Here is an 18234-nt window from a genome sequence, read left to right as displayed (position 1 = left end):
AAACTGAGACAACTCCCCAACACGAGTCTCATCGACCTGTTGGGCCCCGTCTTGAGGGCAAACGCTGCTAACCTGCCGCCTGTCGCAGACAGCGCGTGAACTTATGAGCTTTTTGGCCATCGACATCGGTAACACCCGCCTGAAATGGGCGCTGTATGCCGGGCCTCAGCCGGGCAGCCCCATGCTGGCCCACGGCGCCCAATTCCTGGAAAACATCGAGAAGCTGGCCGAGCACGACTGGGCCCGCCTGGCCACGCCTGGCAGCCTGCTGGGCTGCAACGTGGCGGGCGACGGCATGCGCTACCGCGTGGAAGAGCAGCTCGAGGAGCTCTGGGACCTGGAGCCGCGCTGGGTGGCCTCGTCCGCCCAGGCCGGCGGTGTGATCAATGGTTATGACCATCCCAACCGCCTGGGCACCGACCGTTTTGTCGCCCTGATCGGGGCCCGCCACCATGTGCTGGCCCGAAGCCAGGGGCATGCGCCCCGGCCCGCGCTGGTCGTGATGGTGGGCACGGCGGTGACAGTGGATGCGCTGGATGCCGACGGCCGCTTCCTGGGCGGCCTGATCCTGCCGGGCCACGGCATCATGCTGCGCGCGCTGGAAGGCGGCACGGCCGGCCTGCGCGTGCCGACCGGCGAGGTGCGGGAGTTCCCCACCAACACGTCGGACGCGCTGACCAGCGGCGGCAACTACGCCATCACTGGCGCCATCGAGCGCATGCACCGCCACATCGTGAAGCATTGCGGCCAGGAGCCGGTCACGCTGATGACCGGTGGCGCAGGCTGGAAGGTATCGCCGGCGCTGGACATCCCGCATGAGCTGATCGACTCGCTCATCTTCGATGGCCTGCTGGCGCTGCAGTCGCACCGCCTGGCCCTGTGACCTGATTCAGCCCCAGGTTTCCTGCAGCACCGTCCGGAACAGTTCGGACAGCAGGGGCTCCACCTCCGAGCGCTGCTGCGGCTCCGGGCGAACCGCTTCCAGCCGTTCCAGTTCTTGTTCGATGAAGCGCTGAATGGGCGGCACCCGGGGCGAAAGCCCCATCTCGGGTGAGGCCTCCTTGAGGGCCAGCAGATCATGGATCGCCGACACCAGGCCGGGCTCCTTCTCCGCCATCTCCAGAAGCCGCCGGAATTCGATCGGCGCCGGCCGCTGGTAACGCTCCAGCCACCGCACGGACAGCAGCGGCCGCAGCACGTAGAAGTACTTCTTCAGCGGCACCTGCTCGTTCTGCAAGGCGGCGCGGAAGTTCGTCTGCGCCATGCTGCGGTAGTGATAGATGCCCCGTTCCACCGAGTAGACGGTGGGCAGCAGCGCCAAGGCGCGGCGGTGGAAGCTGCCGGCCTTCTCGTACACGATGGGCGACTGGATCCACTCCACGAAGCCGGGGTTGGACTTCCAGAACAGCCGCAGCGCCTTGCGCAGGTCCCAGCCGTTGATGTCCATTTCATCCACGATGGGGTATTCGATGACGTCGCGCATCTCTTCCAACCCGACCGAGAGGTAACGCTCGGGGCGGTGCACATAGATGAAGCGCGCGTCATAGTCGCTGTTCGGCGACGCAAATCCCCACGCGCGGCTGCCGGACTCCACCGCCAGCAGCACCTTAGCTTCATGCTCGGTTTCAGCACGCCGCAGGCGTGCCAGGACTTCTCGTCGGGGGGCGTCGTCAATCATGATCATTCAAACGGGCGAGGGGCCACGGCGGTTGTCCGGGCGTGATCAGCGCGATCCGGGTGGGAGCGCTGGCGGCGGACTGTAGGCATTTCCGAACTCACGCCCATAGAAAAAACGCCAGGGTGTGGCCCTGGCGTTGTTTTTTCCGCGACGAGACTGTGGAAAGTCGTTATTGAAGCGCGCCGCGCCCAGTGGTGTTCGCCCTCACAGAATGAACCGGCTCAAGTCTTCGTTCTGGGCCAGTGCGCCCAGTTTCTCGTCCACCGCCTTGCCGTCGAGCGTGACGGTCTGCCCGGCATGCTTATGGGCATCGAAGCTGATGTCGTCCAGCAGGCGTTCCAGCACGGTGGAGAGGCGGCGGGCGCCGATGTTCTCGGTGCGCTCGTTCACCTCGAAGGCAATCTCGGCCAGACGGCGGATGCCGTCCGCGCCCAGCTCCAGTGTCAGGCCTTCGGTGGCCAGCAGGGCCTGGTATTGCTTGACCAGGCTGGCATGGGTGCTGGAGAGAATGGCCTCGAAGTCCGCCACGGACAGCGACTTGAGTTCCACACGGATGGGGAAGCGGCCCTGCAGCTCCGGAATGAGGTCGCTGGGCTTGCTGAGGTGAAAGGCGCCGGAGGCAATGAAGAGGATGTGGTCCGTCTTCACCATGCCGTACTTGGTGTTGACGGTGGTGCCTTCCACCAGCGGCAGCAGGTCGCGCTGCACACCCTGGCGGGAGACATCGGCGCCACCATGTTCGGCGCGGCTGGCCACCTTGTCGATCTCGTCGATGAAGACGATGCCGTTCTCCTGGGCGTTGGCCAGGGCGGTGGTCTTCATCTCGTCCTCATTGACGAGCTTGGCGGCCTCTTCCTCGACCAGCAGCTTCATGGCTTCACCGATGCGCAACTTGCGCGTCTTGCGGCGCGCCTGGCCCATCTGGGAGAACATGCCCTTGAGCTGCTCGGCCATTTCTTCCATGCCCTGCGGGCCCATGATTTCCATGGTCGGCTTGGGCTCGGCGAGTTCGATCTCGATTTCCTTGTCGTCCATCGAGCCCTCGCGCAGGCGCTTGCGCATGACCTGGCGGGCGGTGCTTTCACCGGTGCCGCTGGCACTGGTGGGCTCGGAGGGGGTGAAGCCGGTGGAGCGGGGCGGGGGGACGAGGGCGTCGAGGAGGCGTTCCTCGGCGGCGTCTTCGGCGCGGGTGCGCTGCAAGCGCATCTGGCGCTCGCGTTCTTGCTTGACGGCGATGTCGACGAGGTCGCGCACGATGCTGTCGACGTCCTTGCCGACGTAGCCCACCTCCGTAAACTTGGTGGCCTCGACCTTGATGAAGGGCGCGTCGGCCAGCTTGGCCAGGCGGCGCGCGATCTCGGTCTTGCCCACACCGGTGGGGCCGATCATGAGAATATTCTTGGGCGTGATCTCGCCGCGCAGCTTGTCGTCCACCTGCTGGCGGCGCCAGCGGTTGCGCAAGGCGATGGCGACCGCACGTTTGGCGTCCCCTTGCCCGACGATGTGTCGGTCCAGTTCAGAGACAATTTCCTGAGGCGTCATACTGCTCACTCCAACACCTCCAACGTGTGGTTGCCATTGGTATAGATGCAGATTTCCCCCGCAATGACGAGGGACTGCTTGACGATGTCGGCAGCACTGAGTTCGCTGTGGTTGAGCAGCGCCTTGGCCGCCGCCTGGGCATAGGCGCCGCCAGACCCGATGGCCACAATGCCCTGCTCAGGCTCCAGAACGTCACCATTGCCGGTGATGATGAGCGAAGCCGTACGGTCGGCGACGGCCAGCATGGCCTCCAGCCGACGCAGCACACGGTCAGTTCGCCAGTCGCGGGTGAGCTCCACCGCCGCACGGACCAGATGGCCGTTGTGCTTTTCGAGCTTGGACTCGAAACGCTCAAAGAGCGTGAAGGCGTCAGCCGTGGCACCAGCGAAGCCGGCCAGGACCTGGTCCTTGTAGAGCTTGCGGACCTTGCGAGCCGTCGACTTGACCACAATGGTGCCCAAGGTCACCTGACCATCGCCACCAATGGCAACCTGGTTGCCGCGGCGGACACTGACGATGGTGGTGCCGTGGTACGGCGGCAATGGAGAAGATTCTTGTGACATGGCGGGGCTGGGTGTCATGACTCTCTCAACTGGGGGGCTGAGAGTCGGATCACAAGGGGTGGGGGCTGGGGGGCGGCCGGTTTTTGGGCCGCTTTTGGGGCGGGTTGTGCGTATGCCGGGTTGTGCGTGTGGCTGACTGGGGCCTCGGAGGCGCTATTCGAGCCGGGGTCTCATGCCGCGACAGCACGCTTGGGCGGGATGATCGGTGCTTCCGGGGAGCGCTGCAAGTTGCGCGAAAGTGCGCCAGAGCGCGCCAGGATGGGCGCCAGTCGCCGCGGCCGGCGCGCTCCGCAGCATGCGGTGGCCTGTTGGGTGGGTGAATACGGAGGTTCTGAGGGCTCCGCCCTCAGAACTCCCCTCCGGTGCTCAGAAGTCGGGGCGGGCCCAACTCGCTTCTCTCACCTTCGGCTCGTTTCGCTCAAACAGACGGGCCCTCTAGTCAGTTATTGATGCGCGCTCCGCGCGCCCCCCGACTTCCTCCGCTCCTCGGCTCCTCCCACACCCACCCAACAGGCCACCGCATGCCGCTCCATCACCACCGTGAGCAACGGAAAACGAAGGAAAAATCTCGCTGACGCCCTAACCGGGGTGACCTTGAGGCGGGCATGCTCCACCGAACTGGCCAGCGCATGCTGTTTCATCACCACTGTGACGATGGGGAGAGAAAGACCAGTCTTGCTGCGGCCTTAAACGTGGCGGACCTTGACGCGCGCATGTTCGTTGATGCCCATGGCACCAAAGAACAAGGCCACCAGGCGGTGGGCGTCAGTGAATTGCACCGCGCGGTTTTCGCTGCGGCGGGCCAGTACCCAGTTCAACAGGTCGCCAGCCGCCATGAAGTCCAAACGGATCAGCTTGGGGCAGGCAATGTTGACCAGCGAGGCCGGGCCCAGTTGCTCGGTCATGAGCTTCAAGGTCTCACTGATGTCGCCACTGAGCTGGCCGGACAGCTCCATCTGGGCCGCCGTGCTGAGCGCGTCAGTGATCGTCGACTCAAGGAAACTGATGCCAGTATCCATCGCGGGAAGCACCGACGGCACCGGCGAACTGGTCGAGAGGCTGTTGCCGCTGACCCGCACATGCGCCTCAGCCTTTTCCCAGGAGGGCGGCGAAACTTCGTAGGTGACGCAGTAATCGATGGCGACTTCGTCGAACTGGTCCGGGCGATTGGCCAGGCGCAAGGCCTCCAGGCGCACCATCCAATAAACAGGGTCGGCATCCCGTGCGCCCACCGGCGCCTGATCCTTCAGGATCTGGAACAGGTGGTCACCAGCCAGCCAGCGCAGGTCCAGCGCCTGAGGTGCCCACGCACGAAACACTTCACGCAGGCGTGCACAGGCTTCCGGATCGATCTGGCGCAGGTTCTGCCAGTCCAGCACCCAGGGAAGCGGAAGGTTTTCGCAGCGGTTGCGCATCTGCAGCACGCCGTCCACGTCCAGATATTCAGGCGACGACCACGCCACCGAGTTGGCCTGGCCGCGCGGCGCACGCTCCTGCTGCACGGCCTCCGCCACCAGCTTGGGCAGCGAGAACCATTGCGGGGAGGAAAGCCCGAACTGCTGGGCGTAGTCGTTGGCGAGTTGCTCGAACTTGCCCTGCTGCCCAGTGGCCCGATACAGATCGAACAGCACCAGCCAGGTCTCGGCATGCACATGCCGCGCGCCACCTTCCCGCGTCAGGTCCGCCAGGCTGCGCTCGCAGTGCTCGTAGTCGCCATTGGCAAAGGCAATGACCGCCTCGTCCAGTTCGGCGTCGTGCACCACCTCGTTGACCTCGACCTCGTTCGGGTCGGCCACGTGGAAGCTCAGCGTCGGGATGGCCTGCTTGGGGTCGGGAATCGGGGCCGCTGCGGCCGCACTTTGCGGCGACAGTCCCGTGCCGGCCGAGGCGGATGCCGGCGCAGGCACGTGGCGCTCGGCACCGGCGGGCGAGGCGAAATCCGGTGAGCGCGCACCAATCTGGTCCGCCGGCAGCGTGGCGTTGAAATTGACCGGACGGGTGCTGGTCTCAAAGAAGGCGGGCGGATGCTGACCTTGCACCTGCGTCGGTGCAAAGCTCTCACCCACCATCTGCTGCTCGATCTGGTCGATCTTGGTCTTGATGCTGGTCTGGCTGCCGTTGATCTCGCTGATACGGCCCAGCTCGTCAATGCCCGAGGTGGCATGGCCCCCCAGCGCCGCCAGCTGCTCGGGCGTCAAGCCCTCGCGGCGGATGCGGCGAAGCATGTCCAGCTCGCGCTTGCGCACGAAGTCATTGCGCCGCTTGCGCTCAACCATCGCCCGCAGCTCCGCCTTGGCCGCGTCAGCCTCTGGATCGTCCTGGCGAGAGTTGATTTCTGCCCAGTCGGTCGTCGGGTTGGCGACAAAACGCGCCACCTTGCGGAAGAAGCTCTCGCCGTCTTTGGTGGTGGGATCGGTCATGCTGGGTGGCGTCTCTCTGGGCAGTCTCGGAACAGTCTCTGGGCTGGGCAGCGGTCAGAACAGTCAGGAAAAGGGGAGGCTCAGTCCCCGAACATCTTCTGCTTGAGCTCGCGGCGCTGCTGCGCTTCCAGCGACAAGGTCGCCGTCGGCCGTGCAATCAGACGGCCCAGGCCGATCGGTTCACCGGTCTCGTCGCAGTAACCATATTCGCCACTGTCCAGGCGGGTCAGCGATTGCATGATCTTCTTGAGCAATTTGCGCTCGCGGTCGCGGGTGCGCAGCTCCAACGCATGTTCTTCCTCAATCGTGGCACGGTCGGCCGGATCAGGGACGATGGAGGTGTCTTCACGGAGATGCTCTGTGGTCTCGCCCGCATTGGACAAGATATCTTCCTTGAGTTGCGTCAACTTGGCGCGGAAGAATTCCACCTGTTTGTCGTTCATGTACTCGCCGTCCGGCATGGCAAGTACTTCAGCGTCAGTCAGTTCGGCACCGGGCTTGGATTTCCAGGCATTGGCGAGTTTGGGGTCGGCTTTCACGGCGGTGCGGTTGTTCTGATTCGAGGTTGAGGTGGCGGTCGGGCGCTGGACGGGGGCGTCCAGCGTGGCGACCGAGCTATCGGGAGCGTCCGCTACGGGGGCGTCAGCGGCATTGGCGGCCTTGGCCGCCTCAGGCTTGGCAACCTTTGCGCCTGCTTTCGGCGCCGAGGTCTTGGAGGCCGGGGTCTTGCTCACGTTCACTCTCCTAGCGGCTCTTTATACCTGCTTGTGGTGCGGGACAACCCGCCGCCCTGGCACCCATCCCGCTCGGGTCGGGGTGTCATGGCAGCTCATCTGGGCAGGAATCACGCGTTCGTGCCAACTCCTGCACAGGTTGTCCCTCCCGTACCGAGGATGGGCGCGGCGGATTGTAGCCACGTCCGCACCCCATCGGCCGGTCAGCGAGTGTGTCACTAAGCCAGGCAGCCTTCCAGCCCCTGGAGAAGGATGTCTTTGGGAAGGTCGATCCCAATGAAAACCAGCTTGCTGATCCTTTCTTCCCCAGGCATCCACTTCGGACCCAGATCCGAACCCATCAACTGGTGCACACCCTGGAAGATGACCTTCTTGTCAGTCCCGTTCATATTCAGGACACCCTTGTAACGAAGCATCTTCGGGCCGTAGACCTGCACGATGGCGCCCAGGAAATCTTCCAGCTTGGCCGGGTTGAAGGGCCGGTCCGAGCGGAAAACGAAGGACTTCACGTCGTCATCATGGTGGTGATGATGCGGGTGATCGCAGTGCTCGCCCGGCGCATGGTCGTGATCATGGTGGTCGTGCCCGTGATCGTGGTCATGACCATGGTCATGTTCGTCCACGTTCAGGAATTCAGGGTCGATCTCCAGCTTGGCATTCAGGTTGAAGCCCCGCAGGTCAAAGACCTCGGCAATGGAAACCTCACCAAAATGCACCCGGCGCTGCGGCGCACGCGGGTTCATGTGCTTGAGGCGGTGCCCCAAGGCGTCCACCGCCGCTTCGTCCACCAGGTCGGTCTTGCTCAGGAAGATCTGGTCCGCAAAGCCGACTTGGCGGCGGGCCTCCTGGCGGCTGTCCAGTTGGTCGCCCGCATGCTTGGCGTCTACCAACGTGAGGATGGAGTCCAGCAGGAAGGTCTCCGCGATCTCGTCATCCATGAAGAAGGTCTGGGCGACCGGGCCGGGGTCCGCCAGGCCGGTGGTCTCGATCACCACCCGTTCGAAGTCCAGCTCGCCCTTGCGGCGTTTCTGGGCCAGATCGGTCAAGGTGGTGCGCAGATCCTCGCGGATGGTGCAGCACACGCAGCCGTTGCTCAGCTGGATGATCTGCTCCTGGGTCTCGCTGACCAGGATGTCGTTGTCGATGTTCTCCTCGCCGAACTCATTTTCGATCACGGCGATCTTCTGGCCATGGGCCTCCGTCAGCACACGCTTGAGCAGCGTTGTCTTGCCGGCGCCCAGGAAGCCCGTGAGGATGGTCGCCGGGATCAGCCCGCCGGCGCCCGTGGGGGATGCTCCGGCCGGGCCAGAAACCTGTTCATTCGATGCTGCTGTCGACATGGTGTACCGCAAAAGTAGAAAGCTTGGGCCCGACAAATGGGGGCGAAAGACTGTGGTTCAAGCGAATCGCAATGTCAATCGGTTATTCTGGCGCCTCATCAACGACGGCACACACTGCAGTGTCTGAACCTCAGCCTAGTCGGCCCGCCAAACATGGCGGGCGTGGCAACGACCATCGCGGTCTGCTGGACCGCGTACTTGAATTCCTCCATCCCGGCCCGGATTCCACCAGCGAGCTGATCGAAACCCTCGCCGAAGCCGAAGAGCGTGAGCTCATCGCACCCGAATCCCGCCAGATGCTCGAAGGCGTGCTCCGCATGGCCGAACTGAGCGCCGGCGATGTGATGGTGGCGGCCCCCCGCATGGATCAGCTGGACATCCACGCGACCGTGGACGAGCTGCTGGCGGCGGTGATCGACACCGGCCATTCCCGCTTCCCCGTCTACGACGGCCAACGGGACAACATCATCGGCATCCTGCTCGCCAAGGATCTGCTCAAGCTCCAGCGGGCGCCTGAGCTGAACCTGCGGGCCCTGCTGCGCCCGGCAGTTTTCGTGCCCGAAAGCAAGGGCCTGAACGAGCTGCTGCGGGATTTCCGCTCCAACCGCAACCATCTGGCCATCGTCATCGACGAGTTCGGCAACACCGCCGGCCTCATCACCATCGAGGATGTGCTGGAGGAAATCGTCGGCGAGATCGAGGATGAATTCGACGTGGGTGACGGCGACGCCGGCATCTACACGCTGGCCGACGGGAGCTTCCGCGTGGCGGGGGATGCCACCATCAGTGCCGTCAACGACGCCTTCGGGCTGAGCCTGTCGGACGAAGATTTCGACACCATCGGCGGCCTGGTGGCCCACGAGCATGGCCGTGTGCCGCGCCGCGGCGAAACGGTGGAATCCGCCGGCCTGCGCTTCTCGGTGATGATCAACCGCGGCGGTGCGGTGCGCTGGTTCAAGGTGACCCGCGTCCACGCCTCGGAAGCTGACGACAACACCGGCTGATGGTGGTGTCCGGTCTCTCTCTCGGGCAGCCCGGGCAGCCGCGGCTGCCCGCCCTGCGCCATCCCCTGCTCGCCCTGCTGGCGGGCGTGCTGCATACCGGTGCGTTTGCGCCCAGCCCCGCCTGGTGGCTGCAACCGCTCGCCCTGGCCTGGCTGTTCTGGGCCTCGCTGGACGCGCGCCCGCGCCGCGCCGCGCTGCTGGGGGCGTTGTTCGGCATCGGCTGGCTGGCGTCAGGGCTGTGGTGGCTCTACATCAGCATGCATGATTTCGGGCATCTGCCCGGGGCGGTATCCGCCCTGGCGGTGCTGTTGCTGGCGACCTTCCTCTCCCTGTATTACGCGCTGGGCCTGGGTCTGGCGGCCCGGCTGGCGGGCCCGGCATGGGCGCGAGCGCTGGCCTTTGCGGCGCTGTGGCTCGGTGCGGAACTCGCGCGTGCCACGCTGCTGACCGGCTTCCCCTGGATCGCCAGCGGTTACGCCCACACACAAGGGCCGCTGGCCGTGTTCGCCCCATGGATCGGCGTCTACGGCATCACGGCGTTGTCCGCGCTGGTCGCGGCCGCCCTGGCGGCCCGCGCCTGGCGGCTGCTGGGCCTGGTGGTGGTGCTCATCGCCGCCGGCCAGGCGCTGCCCGGGGCATTCACCCAGCCGGCGGGCGAACTGGCCGTGTCGTTGGTACAGCCCAACATCCCGCAGGACCAGAAGTTCGACCGGGACCGCTTCAACGACAACCTCGACAAGCTGGCCACCTTGATCGAATCCGCGCGGGGCCAACTGGTCATCACGCCGGAATCCGTGCTGCCGTTGCCCCTGGCCTGGCTGGATGAGGGGCAGGTCGCGCGCTTTCAACGTGCCGCTGCCCAGCGCCCGCTGCTGCTGGGCACCTTCCTGGGCAGTGAACAGCAGGGCTTCGTGAATTCGCTGGTGGCGCTGGGTACGCCCCAGCCGTATGACTACGGCAAGCGCCACCTGTTGCCGTTTGGCGAGTTCATTCCGCCCGGTTTCCACTGGTTCGTGCGCGCCATGCGCATCCCCATGGACGACCAGGCCCATGGCACCCACCAGCGCGCCATGCCGCTGGCCGGCCAGCGCCTGCGCCCGCTGATCTGCTATGAGGATCTGTTCGGCGAGGACGTGGTGGCCAGTGCCCTGGACCAGGGCGAGGCGGCCGCCACTATCTTCGTCAACACCAGCAACCTCGCCTGGTTCGGGCCCCGCATGGTGCAGGACCAGCACCTGCAGTTCTCGCAGATGCGCGCGCTGGAGTTCCAGCGGCCACTGGTGCGCGCCACCAACACGGGCGCCACGGCCCTGGTGGACCACCAGGGGCGTGTCGTCGCGCGGCTGCCGCCCGAACAACCCGGGGTGCTGGAGGTGACGGTGCAGGGCCGCCGGGGCGAAACGCCGTACGCCCGCTGGCTCGCCGCGTTCGGCCTGTGGCCCTTGTGGGTTGGGGTGGCACTGGGCCTGCTTCCCGCCCTGTGGTTGCGGCGTCGGCGCTGAGCTTGCGGCCGGCCAACGCCCCTAGAATGGCTCCCTTCTCCCCAATGCCCCGGTGTCCAGGGGCCGACGCTCCATGCTGACTTTCCAGCAACTGATTCTTCGCCTGCAGGAATATTGGTCCAAGCAGGGCTGTGCCCTGCTGCAGCCCTACGACATGGAAGTCGGTGCAGGGACCAGCCACACCGCCACCTTCCTGCGCGCGCTCGGTCCGGAACCCTGGAAAGCCGCCTACGTCCAGCCCAGCCGCCGCCCCAAGGACGGCCGTTATGGCGAGAACCCCAATCGCCTGCAGCATTACTACCAGTTCCAGGTGGTGCTCAAGCCGGCGCCGGCCAACATCCTCGAGCTCTATCTGGGCTCTCTGGAGGCACTGGGGTTCGATCTGAAGAAGAACGACGTTCGTTTCGTCGAGGACGACTGGGAGAACCCCACACTCGGCTGCTGGGGCCTGGGCTGGGAGGTCTGGCTCAACGGCATGGAAGTGACGCAGTTCACCTACTTCCAGCAGGTGGGCGGCATCGACTGCAAGCCCATCACCGGTGAGATCACCTACGGCCTGGAACGGCTGGCGATGTATCTGCAGAACAAGGAATCGGTGTATGACCTGGTCTATTCCGATGCCTCGTCCGAAGGTCGCATCCTGACCTACGGCGACGTGTTCCACCAGAACGAGGTGGAGCAGTCGACCTACAACTTCGAATACAGCGATGTGGACTTCCTCCTGCAGGCCTTCGGGGCCTACGAGAAGCAGTCCAAGCTGCTGATGGAACGGCAACTGGCGCTGCCCGCCTACGAGCAACTGCTCAAGGCCGGCCACACCTTCAACCTGCTGGACGCGCGTGGCGCCATCAGCGTGACGGAACGCGCCGCCTACATCGGCCGCATCCGCAACCTGGCGCGTGCCGTGGCCCAGAGCTATGTGGACAGCCGTGCCCGCCTGGGCTTCCCCATGGCGCCCAAGGATTGGGCGGACGAGGTGGTCGCCCAGATCGAGAAGAAGAACGTCGAGAAGAAGGCAGCCTGAATCCCATGAGCACCTCCAATCTCCTGGTTGAACTCTTCGTTGAGGAACTTCCGCCCAAGGCGCTGAAGAAGCTCGGTGAGTCCTTTGCCGCCGTGCTGGCGGAGAGCCTGCGTGGCCAGGGCCTGGCTGGCGCCGACGCCGTGGTCACCCCCTTTGCCACGCCGCGTCGCCTGGCGGTGCATGTCACCGCCGTGGGCGACAAGGCCGCCGACCGCGCCGTGCAGCAAAAGCTGATGCCGGTCAGCGTCGCCCTGGACGCCGCCGGGCAACCCACGCCGGCCCTGCTGAAGAAGCTCTCGGCCGCCGGGCTGGACGCCGCCGTGGTGCCCCAGCTCAAGCGCGCGCCGGATGGCAAGGCCGAGGCCCTGTTCCTGGACACCGTGGTGCCTGGCGTCTCGCTCGCCCAGGGCCTGCAGAAGGCGCTGGACGACGCACTGGCCAAGCTCCCTATCCCCAAGGTCATGACCTACCAGCTGGCAGACGGCTGGAGCGATGTGAAGTTCGTGCGCCCCGCCCATGGCCTGGTGGCCCTGCACGGTGACGCGCTGGTCCCGGTCTCGGCGCTGGGCCTGCAATCGGGCCGCACCACGCGTGGCCATCGCTTCGAGGCGCGCAGCGCCGAAATCCAGCTGCGCCAGGCCGACACCTACGAGCAGCAACTGCGCGAGGAGGGCGGTGTCATCGCCTCCTTCGACCAGCGCCGTGCGGACATCGTGCGCCAGCTCCAGGCCAAGGCCGACCCGCTGGGCCTCACGCCCATCGACGCGCCCGAGCTGCTGGACGAGGTCTGCGCCCTGGTGGAGCTGCCCAACGTGCTGGCCTGCCAGTTCGAGCCCGAGTTCCTGGCCGTGCCGCAGGAGTGCCTCATCCTGACGATGAAGGCCAACCAGAAATACTTCCCGCTGCTGGACAGCCATGGCAAGTTGACCCACCACTTCCTGCTGGTGAGCAACATCCATCCGGAAGACGCCAGTGCCGTCGTGGAAGGCAACGAGCGCGTGGTGCGCCCGCGCCTGGCCGACGCCAAGTTCTTCTTCGACCAGGACCGCAAGCGCACGCTGGCGGACCGCGTCGGTGGCCTGGCCAAGGTGGTCTACCACGGCAAGCTGGGCAGCCAGGGTGAGCGCGGCGAACGCGTGCGCGCCATCGCGCACAGCATCGTCAACCAGTTGCGCATGGCCACGCTGCCCTACACGGTGGAAGCCAAGGACGAATTCGACGTGCTGGACAGCAAGGTCAAGGAAGCATCGCTGCTGGCCAAGGCCGACCTGCTGACCGACATGGTGGGTGAATTCCCCGAGCTGCAAGGCATCATGGGTGGCTACTACGCCCGCCACGAAGGTCTGCGCGACGGCGTGGCCATCGCCATCGAAGACCACTACAAGCCTCGCTTCGCCGGAGATGCGCTGCCGCGCAACCATACCGGCACCGTGGTGGCGCTGGCCGACAAGCTCGAGACCCTGGTGGGCCTGTTCGGCATCGGCCAACTGCCCACCGGTGACAAGGACCCCTTCGCGCTGCGCCGCCATGCACTGGGCGTGATCCGCATCCTGGTGGAAAAAAACCTGCCGCTGGACCTGCCCGCGCTGATCGAGGCGGCGGTGCCGGCCTTTGGCGAGTTGATCCAGAACCCGTCCGAGGCGCTGCTGGGCTTCTTTGCGGACCGCCTGGCCGTGAGCCTGCGCGACCAGGGCTTCAGTGCCCAGGAAGTGGATGCCGTGCTGGCGCTGTCGCCCGCCCGCCTGGGTGACGTGCCGCGCCGCCTGGAAGCCGTGCGCGGCTTTGCCGCCCTGCCGGAATCGGCCTCGCTGGCCGCGGCCAACAAGCGCGTGGGCAACATCCTCAAGAAGATCGAGGGCGAGCTGCCGACCGAGGTCAAGGACGCGCTGCTGCAGGAAGCGGCCGAACGTGCGTTGGCCGAGGCACTGGCCCAGGTCGGCCCGAAGGCGGACCAACTGTTCGAGCGGCATGACTATGCCGGTTCGCTCAAGGCGCTGGCGGCCCTCAAGGCGCCAGTGGATGCCTTCTTCGACGATGTCATGGTCAACGCCGAAGATCCGGCCCTGCGCGCCAATCGCCAGGCACTGCTCAAGCAGTTGCACGGCGCGATGAACCGCGTGGCCGATCTTTCCCGTCTGGCCGTCTGAGCCACCAAGGACGCACGATGCCCAACCGGTCCGAGCATCCCCACGGCATGAAGCTGGTGATCCTGGGCCGGGACGGCACGATCAACCGCTACCGTGATGACCACGTCAAGGCGCCCGAGGAGCTGGAGCCCCTGCCCGGCGCCCTGGAAGCCGTGGCGCGGCTGAACCATGCTGGCTGGCACACGGTGATGGCCACCAACCAGCCCGGCATCGGCCGCGGCCTGCTGGACATGGCCTCGCTCAATGCGGTGCATCTGCGGTTGAACCAGTTGCTGGCGGAGAAGGGCGGGCGGCTGGATGCCGCGTTCTTCTGCCCGCATGCCCCGGAAGAGAACTGCAACTGCCGCAAGCCCCTGCCAGGGCTGATCGAGCAGATCGGTGAACGCTTCGGGGTGGACCTGCCCCAGGTCCACATGGTGGGCGCCACCATCCGGGACGTGCAAACTGCCCTGGCCGCGGGCTGCCGGCCGCATCTGGTGCGTGGCGAGCGGCTGGCGGGCGTGGACGAACAATCCCTGCAGGAACAACTGGCCTTGGTGCCGGATGTCCGTGTGCACGCCAACCTGGCCGCTTTCGCCGAATCCGTCATTCAAGAAGAGCGTCGCGCTCGCGCTGGTGCGCGTGGCGAGGCGTTTGCTCCCGATTCCCGACCTGGAGACCTGAGCTGATGCTCATCGCCCTGCGTTCCCTGCTGTTTGTGCTCTATCTCACCGTGACCGTGATCCCCTGGGGAACGGCGGTGGTGCTGGTCTCCCCCTTCCTGAGCAGCACCCGGCTGTACTGGATGTGTGCCGGATGGCTCACCGTGGCCCTGAAGGGCGCACGGTTCATCTGCGGCGTGCAGTGGAAGGTCCGTGGGGCGGAGCACCTGCCCCAGGGGGAGAACGAATCGGTGATCCTGCTGTCCAAGCATCAGTCGACCTGGGAGACCTTTGCGTACCCCATGCTGATGCCCCGGCCGCTGGCCTATGTGTTCAAGCGCGAGCTGATCTATGTGCCGTTTTTCGGCTGGGCGATGGCGCGGCTGGACATGATCCATATCGATCGCAGCAAGCGCAGCGAGGCCTGGGCCAAGGTGGCCGCGCAGGGCCGGCGGCTGGCTCAGCAGGGCACCTGGGTGATCATGTTCCCCGAAGGCACTCGCGTGGCCCGAGGCCGTGCAGGTGAGTACAAGTCCGGCGGTACCCGGCTGGCGGTGGAAACCGGGCAGCCGGTGGTGCCGATCGCCGTGAATTCGGCGCGCTGCTGGCCGCGCAAGAGTTTCCTGCTGCGGCCAGGCGTGGTGGACATTTCCATCGGGCCGCAGATTCCCAGCACCGGCCGCACGCCGGCCGAGCTGATGCAGGAGGTGCGGGGCTGGATCGAGGCAGAGATGCATCGCCTGGACCCTGAAGCCTACCCGACCAGCGCGCCGGCCCCGGTGAGTGCACCGCCGGCCCCTCCCGCTCCGGCACCTGTCTGAGTACACTCCCCGCCCATGCCGCCTTCCAAGCTGCGGGGCCTGGCCGAGCTGCTGAAGTTCACCCAGTTGTCGCTGTTTGACAGCGCCCCGCCCCCTGCCTCCGAGTCTCCCCGTGCGCCCGAGCGTGGCGCACCGCCACCGTCTCCGGTCGTACCCCGGCCGGACGTGGCCTTGGTGCCGCCGCCGCGCGCCCGTGCTGACGGGGGCTCGGCCCGGCATGTGCTGCTGCATGGGCAGCCGATTCCGTATGACCTGAAGCGGGCGCGTCGGCGCAGCATCGGGTTCACGGTGAGCGAGGACGGGCTGCGGGTGTCGGCGCCGAAGTGGGTGGCGCTGGGGGATATCGACAAGGCGCTCCAGCAGAAGGCAGACTGGATTCTGCGCAAGCTGGTGGAGCAGCGGGAACGGGCGCGGCGGACGCAGGCCGCGCGGGTAGCCTGGGGCGACGGCTGCAGCCTGCCGTATCTGGGCGAACCGCTGATCGTGGTGCTGGATCCCAGCCTGACGGGTGCGCGGCTGGATGAAGGCCGCACCGATTCGCAAGGGACGTTGGCGGCCGTGCCGCGGCGCATGCTCTATCTGGGGCTGCCGCAGCAGGCCAGCCCGGATCAGATCCGGGATGCCGTGCAAGCATGGCTGCAGCGGCAAGCAAAATCATGGTTTGAACCGAGATGCCGGCATTTCGCGGCACAGCTGGGGGTGACCATGACGGGGCTGCGTTTGTCGTCGGCGCAGACGCGGTGGGGAAGCGCGAATGCGGACGGGATGATTCGCCTGAACTGGCGGTTGATCCACTTCTCACCCGCGTTGATCGACTACGTGGTAGCTCATGAGTTGTCCCACCTGCTGGAGATGAACCACAGCCCACGCTTCTGGGCGGTGGTGCGGTCGGTGATGCCCGACTACGAGCTGGCACGGGATCGGTTGAAGCAGGTGGTGTTGCCGTTGATGGATACGGAAGGGGCGGGGGCCTGAGCTGGGGGTCGATCGAGAACACCCCGCCACCACCCTCCGAACCGAGACATTCCTCGAGAACACCCCAACGCCACCCTCCGAATTGCGGCATTCCGTTAAAGCGCCGTGCGGCACTTTCACGAATCCGGATTCCTGGAAGGCGCCAATCGGCACTTTCCGAATCGAGGCAGCCTCGTTTGACAGCTTCCAGTCAAGACCGATGTTTTGGTCAGTGAGCCCTAGCGAGAAAGCAGCTCCGCACGCCGGGTGGAATGGGTTTCGTACGACGGTCGTACTTTGGGGCTCAGTGATTTCCCTTGGTGTTCGTTGGGGTGAGGAATAACGCCGGATTTCCCCCTTTGGGGGGGCTTGCCCCCTATTTGGATGGAGATGCACACTCGCCAGCGCTGTCATTACCGCATCTGAGCTCTCACACGATGCTCCGGTCGCGTCAGGATTCGCAGCCTGCGCTGTGTTCGGTCGATCCGCGCTGACAAACCGTTATTGATGCATACAAGGCTCAGCGCCGCCGCCCCCGGAAAGGGCGGCGGCGACTGGTTTAAGCCCTCGACAGCCCTCCCCAGACCAAGCACCGCCGCGCTGCAGCTTTGCAGCACGGCCGCAATGCAGCTCCGCCGCTGTGCATCTTCCTTCGCTGTGCAGCAATGCAGCACCGCCGCTACGCAGCGTCGCTACGCAGCGCCGCTACGCAGCGCCGCTACGCAGCGCCGCAGCGCAGCAACGCAGCTGTGCCGCGATGCCGCGATGCGGCGATGGGGCGATGCGGTTGCGTCGTCAGACGGAGAAGCGGTGGATGCCGTCCGCATCCAGAGTGCGCCGCAATTGACCACCTAGCCAGAGATGGTTGAGGTGGGCCACGGCCTCGCCCATGGCGAAGGTGGTCTGGTGCAGGTCCAACGGCCGGCGGAACATCATCGGCAGCAGTTCGGCCGCATGGCAGGGCTTTTCAGTGCAGGCCGTGAGCACCTCGGCCAAGCGCTCGGCATGGTGCTGCTGCAGTTGATCAATGCGTTCATGCAGACCCTTGAAGGGCTTGCCGTGCGCCGGCAGCACCAGGGTGGTGGCCGGCAACGGCAGCAGGCGAGTCAGGGAGTCAAGGTACAGGCCCAACGGGTCGGCCTCGGGCTCCATGTCCACCACCGAGACATTCGTCGAGATGCGCGGCAGGACCATGTCGCCAGCCACCATCACCCCCAGCGATTCAGAGAACAGGCTGATGTGCTCCGGCGCATGGCCATAACCGACCAGACAGCGCCAGTCATGGTCACCAATGCGCACCACCATGCCGTCCATGAGCCGCCGGAACGCCACCGGTACCGCCGGCACCATGCCAGGGTAGTAGCTGGCCCGGCCCCGGATCTTCTCGAGCGCCACAGGGTCGGTCAGCCCATGGCTGCCAAAGAAGGTGGCCGCCGCCTCACCCCCCATGCCCACCGTGGAAGAAGACGCCACCTTGGCCAGGTGGTAGTCCGTGGCACTGATCCACAAACGGCACGCCCAGCGCTCGGTCAGCCAGTGCGCCAGCCCCATGTGGTCGGGATGGAAATGCGTAACGATGACCCGCAGCACCGGCAGACCGTCCAAATGCTCCGCAAAGATGCGCTCCCAGTTCGCCTGCGTGGCCTCGCTGTGAATGCCGCAGTCAATCACAGTCCAGCCCACGCGGCCGTCCATGTCGTCCTTCAGCAGCCATAAATTGATGTGGTCCAGCGCAAAGGGCAGCCCCATGCGCAACCAGCGCAGACCGGGCAGCACCTCCAGCACCTCACCAGGCGCAGGCAGCTGGTCGCCCAAGGGATAAGACAGTTCAGATTCGCGGGGGTTGGCCATGGCGATAGACTTC

Annotated in this window: 15 protein-coding genes; 8 read left to right on the top strand and 7 right to left on the bottom strand. The window is 65.7% G+C overall.

The window, feature by feature from the left end:
• The first annotated feature begins 103 nt into the window (after positions 1-103).
• Positions 104-883 (top strand): type III pantothenate kinase, encoded by a 780-nt coding sequence (locus tag BMY53_RS07070; RefSeq protein ID WP_092945015.1) that lies wholly within the window; start codon positions 104-106, stop codon positions 881-883.
• 6 nt (positions 884-889) lie between these two features.
• Here BMY53_RS07070 and BMY53_RS07065 read toward each other — a convergent pair whose 3' ends face one another.
• The 6 genes from BMY53_RS07065 to BMY53_RS07040 all read right to left on the bottom strand — a co-directional run bounded on the left by BMY53_RS07065 (position 890) and on the right by BMY53_RS07040 (position 8277).
• On the bottom strand, positions 890-1678 hold the full coding sequence (locus BMY53_RS07065; RefSeq protein WP_092945013.1) for a nucleotidyltransferase domain-containing protein: 789 nt from the start codon (positions 1676-1678) through the stop codon (positions 890-892).
• Positions 1679-1882: 204 nt separating this feature from the next.
• Positions 1883-3229 carry an ATP-dependent protease ATPase subunit HslU gene (gene hslU / locus BMY53_RS07060; RefSeq protein ID WP_092945011.1) on the bottom strand — a complete coding sequence of 449 codons (1347 nt, stop codon included), beginning with the start codon at positions 3227-3229 and terminating at the stop codon, positions 1883-1885.
• Positions 3226-3762, bottom strand: coding sequence for an ATP-dependent protease subunit HslV (gene hslV / locus BMY53_RS07055; RefSeq protein ID WP_092945009.1), 537 nt, complete (start codon positions 3760-3762; stop codon positions 3226-3228). Before hslV ends, hslU begins: the two co-directional genes overlap by 4 nt.
• A 707-nt stretch (positions 3763-4469) precedes the next feature.
• Positions 4470-6203 carry a hypothetical protein gene (locus BMY53_RS07050; RefSeq protein ID WP_092945007.1) on the bottom strand — a complete coding sequence of 578 codons (1734 nt, stop codon included), beginning with the start codon at positions 6201-6203 and terminating at the stop codon, positions 4470-4472.
• Positions 6204-6283: 80 nt separating this feature from the next.
• Positions 6284-6937 carry an RNA polymerase-binding protein DksA gene (dksA, locus tag BMY53_RS07045; RefSeq protein ID WP_177200768.1) on the bottom strand — a complete coding sequence of 218 codons (654 nt, stop codon included), beginning with the start codon at positions 6935-6937 and terminating at the stop codon, positions 6284-6286.
• 218 nt (positions 6938-7155) lie between these two features.
• A complete protein-coding gene (locus BMY53_RS07040) occupies positions 7156-8277 on the bottom strand; it encodes a CobW family GTP-binding protein (RefSeq protein ID WP_092945005.1) in 1122 nt (373 codons plus the stop codon).
• A 119-nt stretch (positions 8278-8396) separates the two neighbouring features.
• On the opposite strand from BMY53_RS07040, the gene BMY53_RS07035 reads away from it, so the two are divergent.
• The 7 genes from BMY53_RS07035 to BMY53_RS07005 all read left to right on the top strand — a co-directional run bounded on the left by BMY53_RS07035 (position 8397) and on the right by BMY53_RS07005 (position 16391).
• Complete coding sequence (locus BMY53_RS07035; protein ID WP_255370063.1) at positions 8397-9281, top strand: HlyC/CorC family transporter; 885 nt, start codon at positions 8397-8399, stop codon at positions 9279-9281.
• A gap of 5 nt (positions 9282-9286) precedes the next feature.
• Complete coding sequence (gene lnt, locus BMY53_RS07030) at positions 9287-10783, top strand: apolipoprotein N-acyltransferase (protein WP_255370062.1); 1497 nt, start codon at positions 9287-9289, stop codon at positions 10781-10783.
• 73 nt (positions 10784-10856) lie between these two features.
• On the top strand, positions 10857-11807 hold the full coding sequence (gene glyQ, locus BMY53_RS07025; protein ID WP_092944999.1) for a glycine--tRNA ligase subunit alpha: 951 nt from the start codon (positions 10857-10859) through the stop codon (positions 11805-11807).
• A 5-nt stretch (positions 11808-11812) separates the two neighbouring features.
• Positions 11813-13954 carry a glycine--tRNA ligase subunit beta gene (gene glyS / locus BMY53_RS07020; protein ID WP_092944997.1) on the top strand — a complete coding sequence of 714 codons (2142 nt, stop codon included), beginning with the start codon at positions 11813-11815 and terminating at the stop codon, positions 13952-13954.
• Positions 13955-13971: 17 nt separating this feature from the next.
• The gene (gmhB, locus tag BMY53_RS07015; RefSeq protein ID WP_255370061.1) at positions 13972-14622 is read left to right on the top strand and encodes a D-glycero-beta-D-manno-heptose 1,7-bisphosphate 7-phosphatase; all 651 of its coding nucleotides are present in this window, start codon (positions 13972-13974) and stop codon (positions 14620-14622) included.
• Positions 14622-15416, top strand: coding sequence for a lysophospholipid acyltransferase family protein (locus tag BMY53_RS07010; RefSeq protein ID WP_092944995.1), 795 nt, complete (start codon positions 14622-14624; stop codon positions 15414-15416). Before gmhB ends, BMY53_RS07010 begins: the two co-directional genes overlap by 1 nt.
• A 15-nt stretch (positions 15417-15431) precedes the next feature.
• Positions 15432-16391 carry a M48 family metallopeptidase gene (locus tag BMY53_RS07005; protein ID WP_092944993.1) on the top strand — a complete coding sequence of 320 codons (960 nt, stop codon included), beginning with the start codon at positions 15432-15434 and terminating at the stop codon, positions 16389-16391.
• Positions 16392-17165: 774 nt separating this feature from the next.
• Here BMY53_RS07005 and BMY53_RS07000 read toward each other — a convergent pair.
• Complete coding sequence (locus BMY53_RS07000; RefSeq protein ID WP_092944991.1) at positions 17166-18221, bottom strand: MBL fold metallo-hydrolase; 1056 nt, start codon at positions 18219-18221, stop codon at positions 17166-17168.
• Positions 18222-18234 lie beyond the last annotated feature (13 nt).

It is taken from the genome of Roseateles sp. YR242, assembly GCF_900109745.1.
GTDB lineage: Bacteria > Pseudomonadota > Gammaproteobacteria > Burkholderiales > Burkholderiaceae_C > Roseateles.
Note: the sequence above shows the minus strand (reverse complement) of the source record. Positions and strands in the feature narration are given on the sequence as shown.

Excerpts from the sequence above, each read along its gene's own strand:
- BMY53_RS07065 (WP_092945013.1), bottom strand. The coding sequence starts at position 1,678 with ATGATTGACGACGCCCCCCGACGAGAAGTCCTGGCACGCCTGCGGCGT.
- BMY53_RS07040 (WP_092945005.1), bottom strand. The coding sequence starts at position 8,277 with ATGTCGACAGCAGCATCGAATGAACAGGTTTCTGGCCCGGCCGGAGCA.
- BMY53_RS07070 (WP_092945015.1), top strand. The coding sequence starts at position 104 with ATGAGCTTTTTGGCCATCGACATCGGTAACACCCGCCTGAAATGGGCG.
- BMY53_RS07050 (WP_092945007.1), bottom strand. The coding sequence starts at position 6,203 with ATGACCGATCCCACCACCAAAGACGGCGAGAGCTTCTTCCGCAAGGTG.
- gmhB (WP_255370061.1), top strand. The coding sequence starts at position 13,972 with ATGCCCAACCGGTCCGAGCATCCCCACGGCATGAAGCTGGTGATCCTG.
- glyQ (WP_092944999.1), top strand. The coding sequence starts at position 10,857 with ATGCTGACTTTCCAGCAACTGATTCTTCGCCTGCAGGAATATTGGTCC.
- BMY53_RS07000 (WP_092944991.1), bottom strand. The coding sequence starts at position 18,221 with ATGGCCAACCCCCGCGAATCTGAACTGTCTTATCCCTTGGGCGACCAG.
- glyS (WP_092944997.1), top strand. The coding sequence starts at position 11,813 with ATGAGCACCTCCAATCTCCTGGTTGAACTCTTCGTTGAGGAACTTCCG.
- BMY53_RS07010 (WP_092944995.1), top strand. The coding sequence starts at position 14,622 with ATGCTCATCGCCCTGCGTTCCCTGCTGTTTGTGCTCTATCTCACCGTG.
- BMY53_RS07005 (WP_092944993.1), top strand. The coding sequence starts at position 15,432 with ATGCCGCCTTCCAAGCTGCGGGGCCTGGCCGAGCTGCTGAAGTTCACC.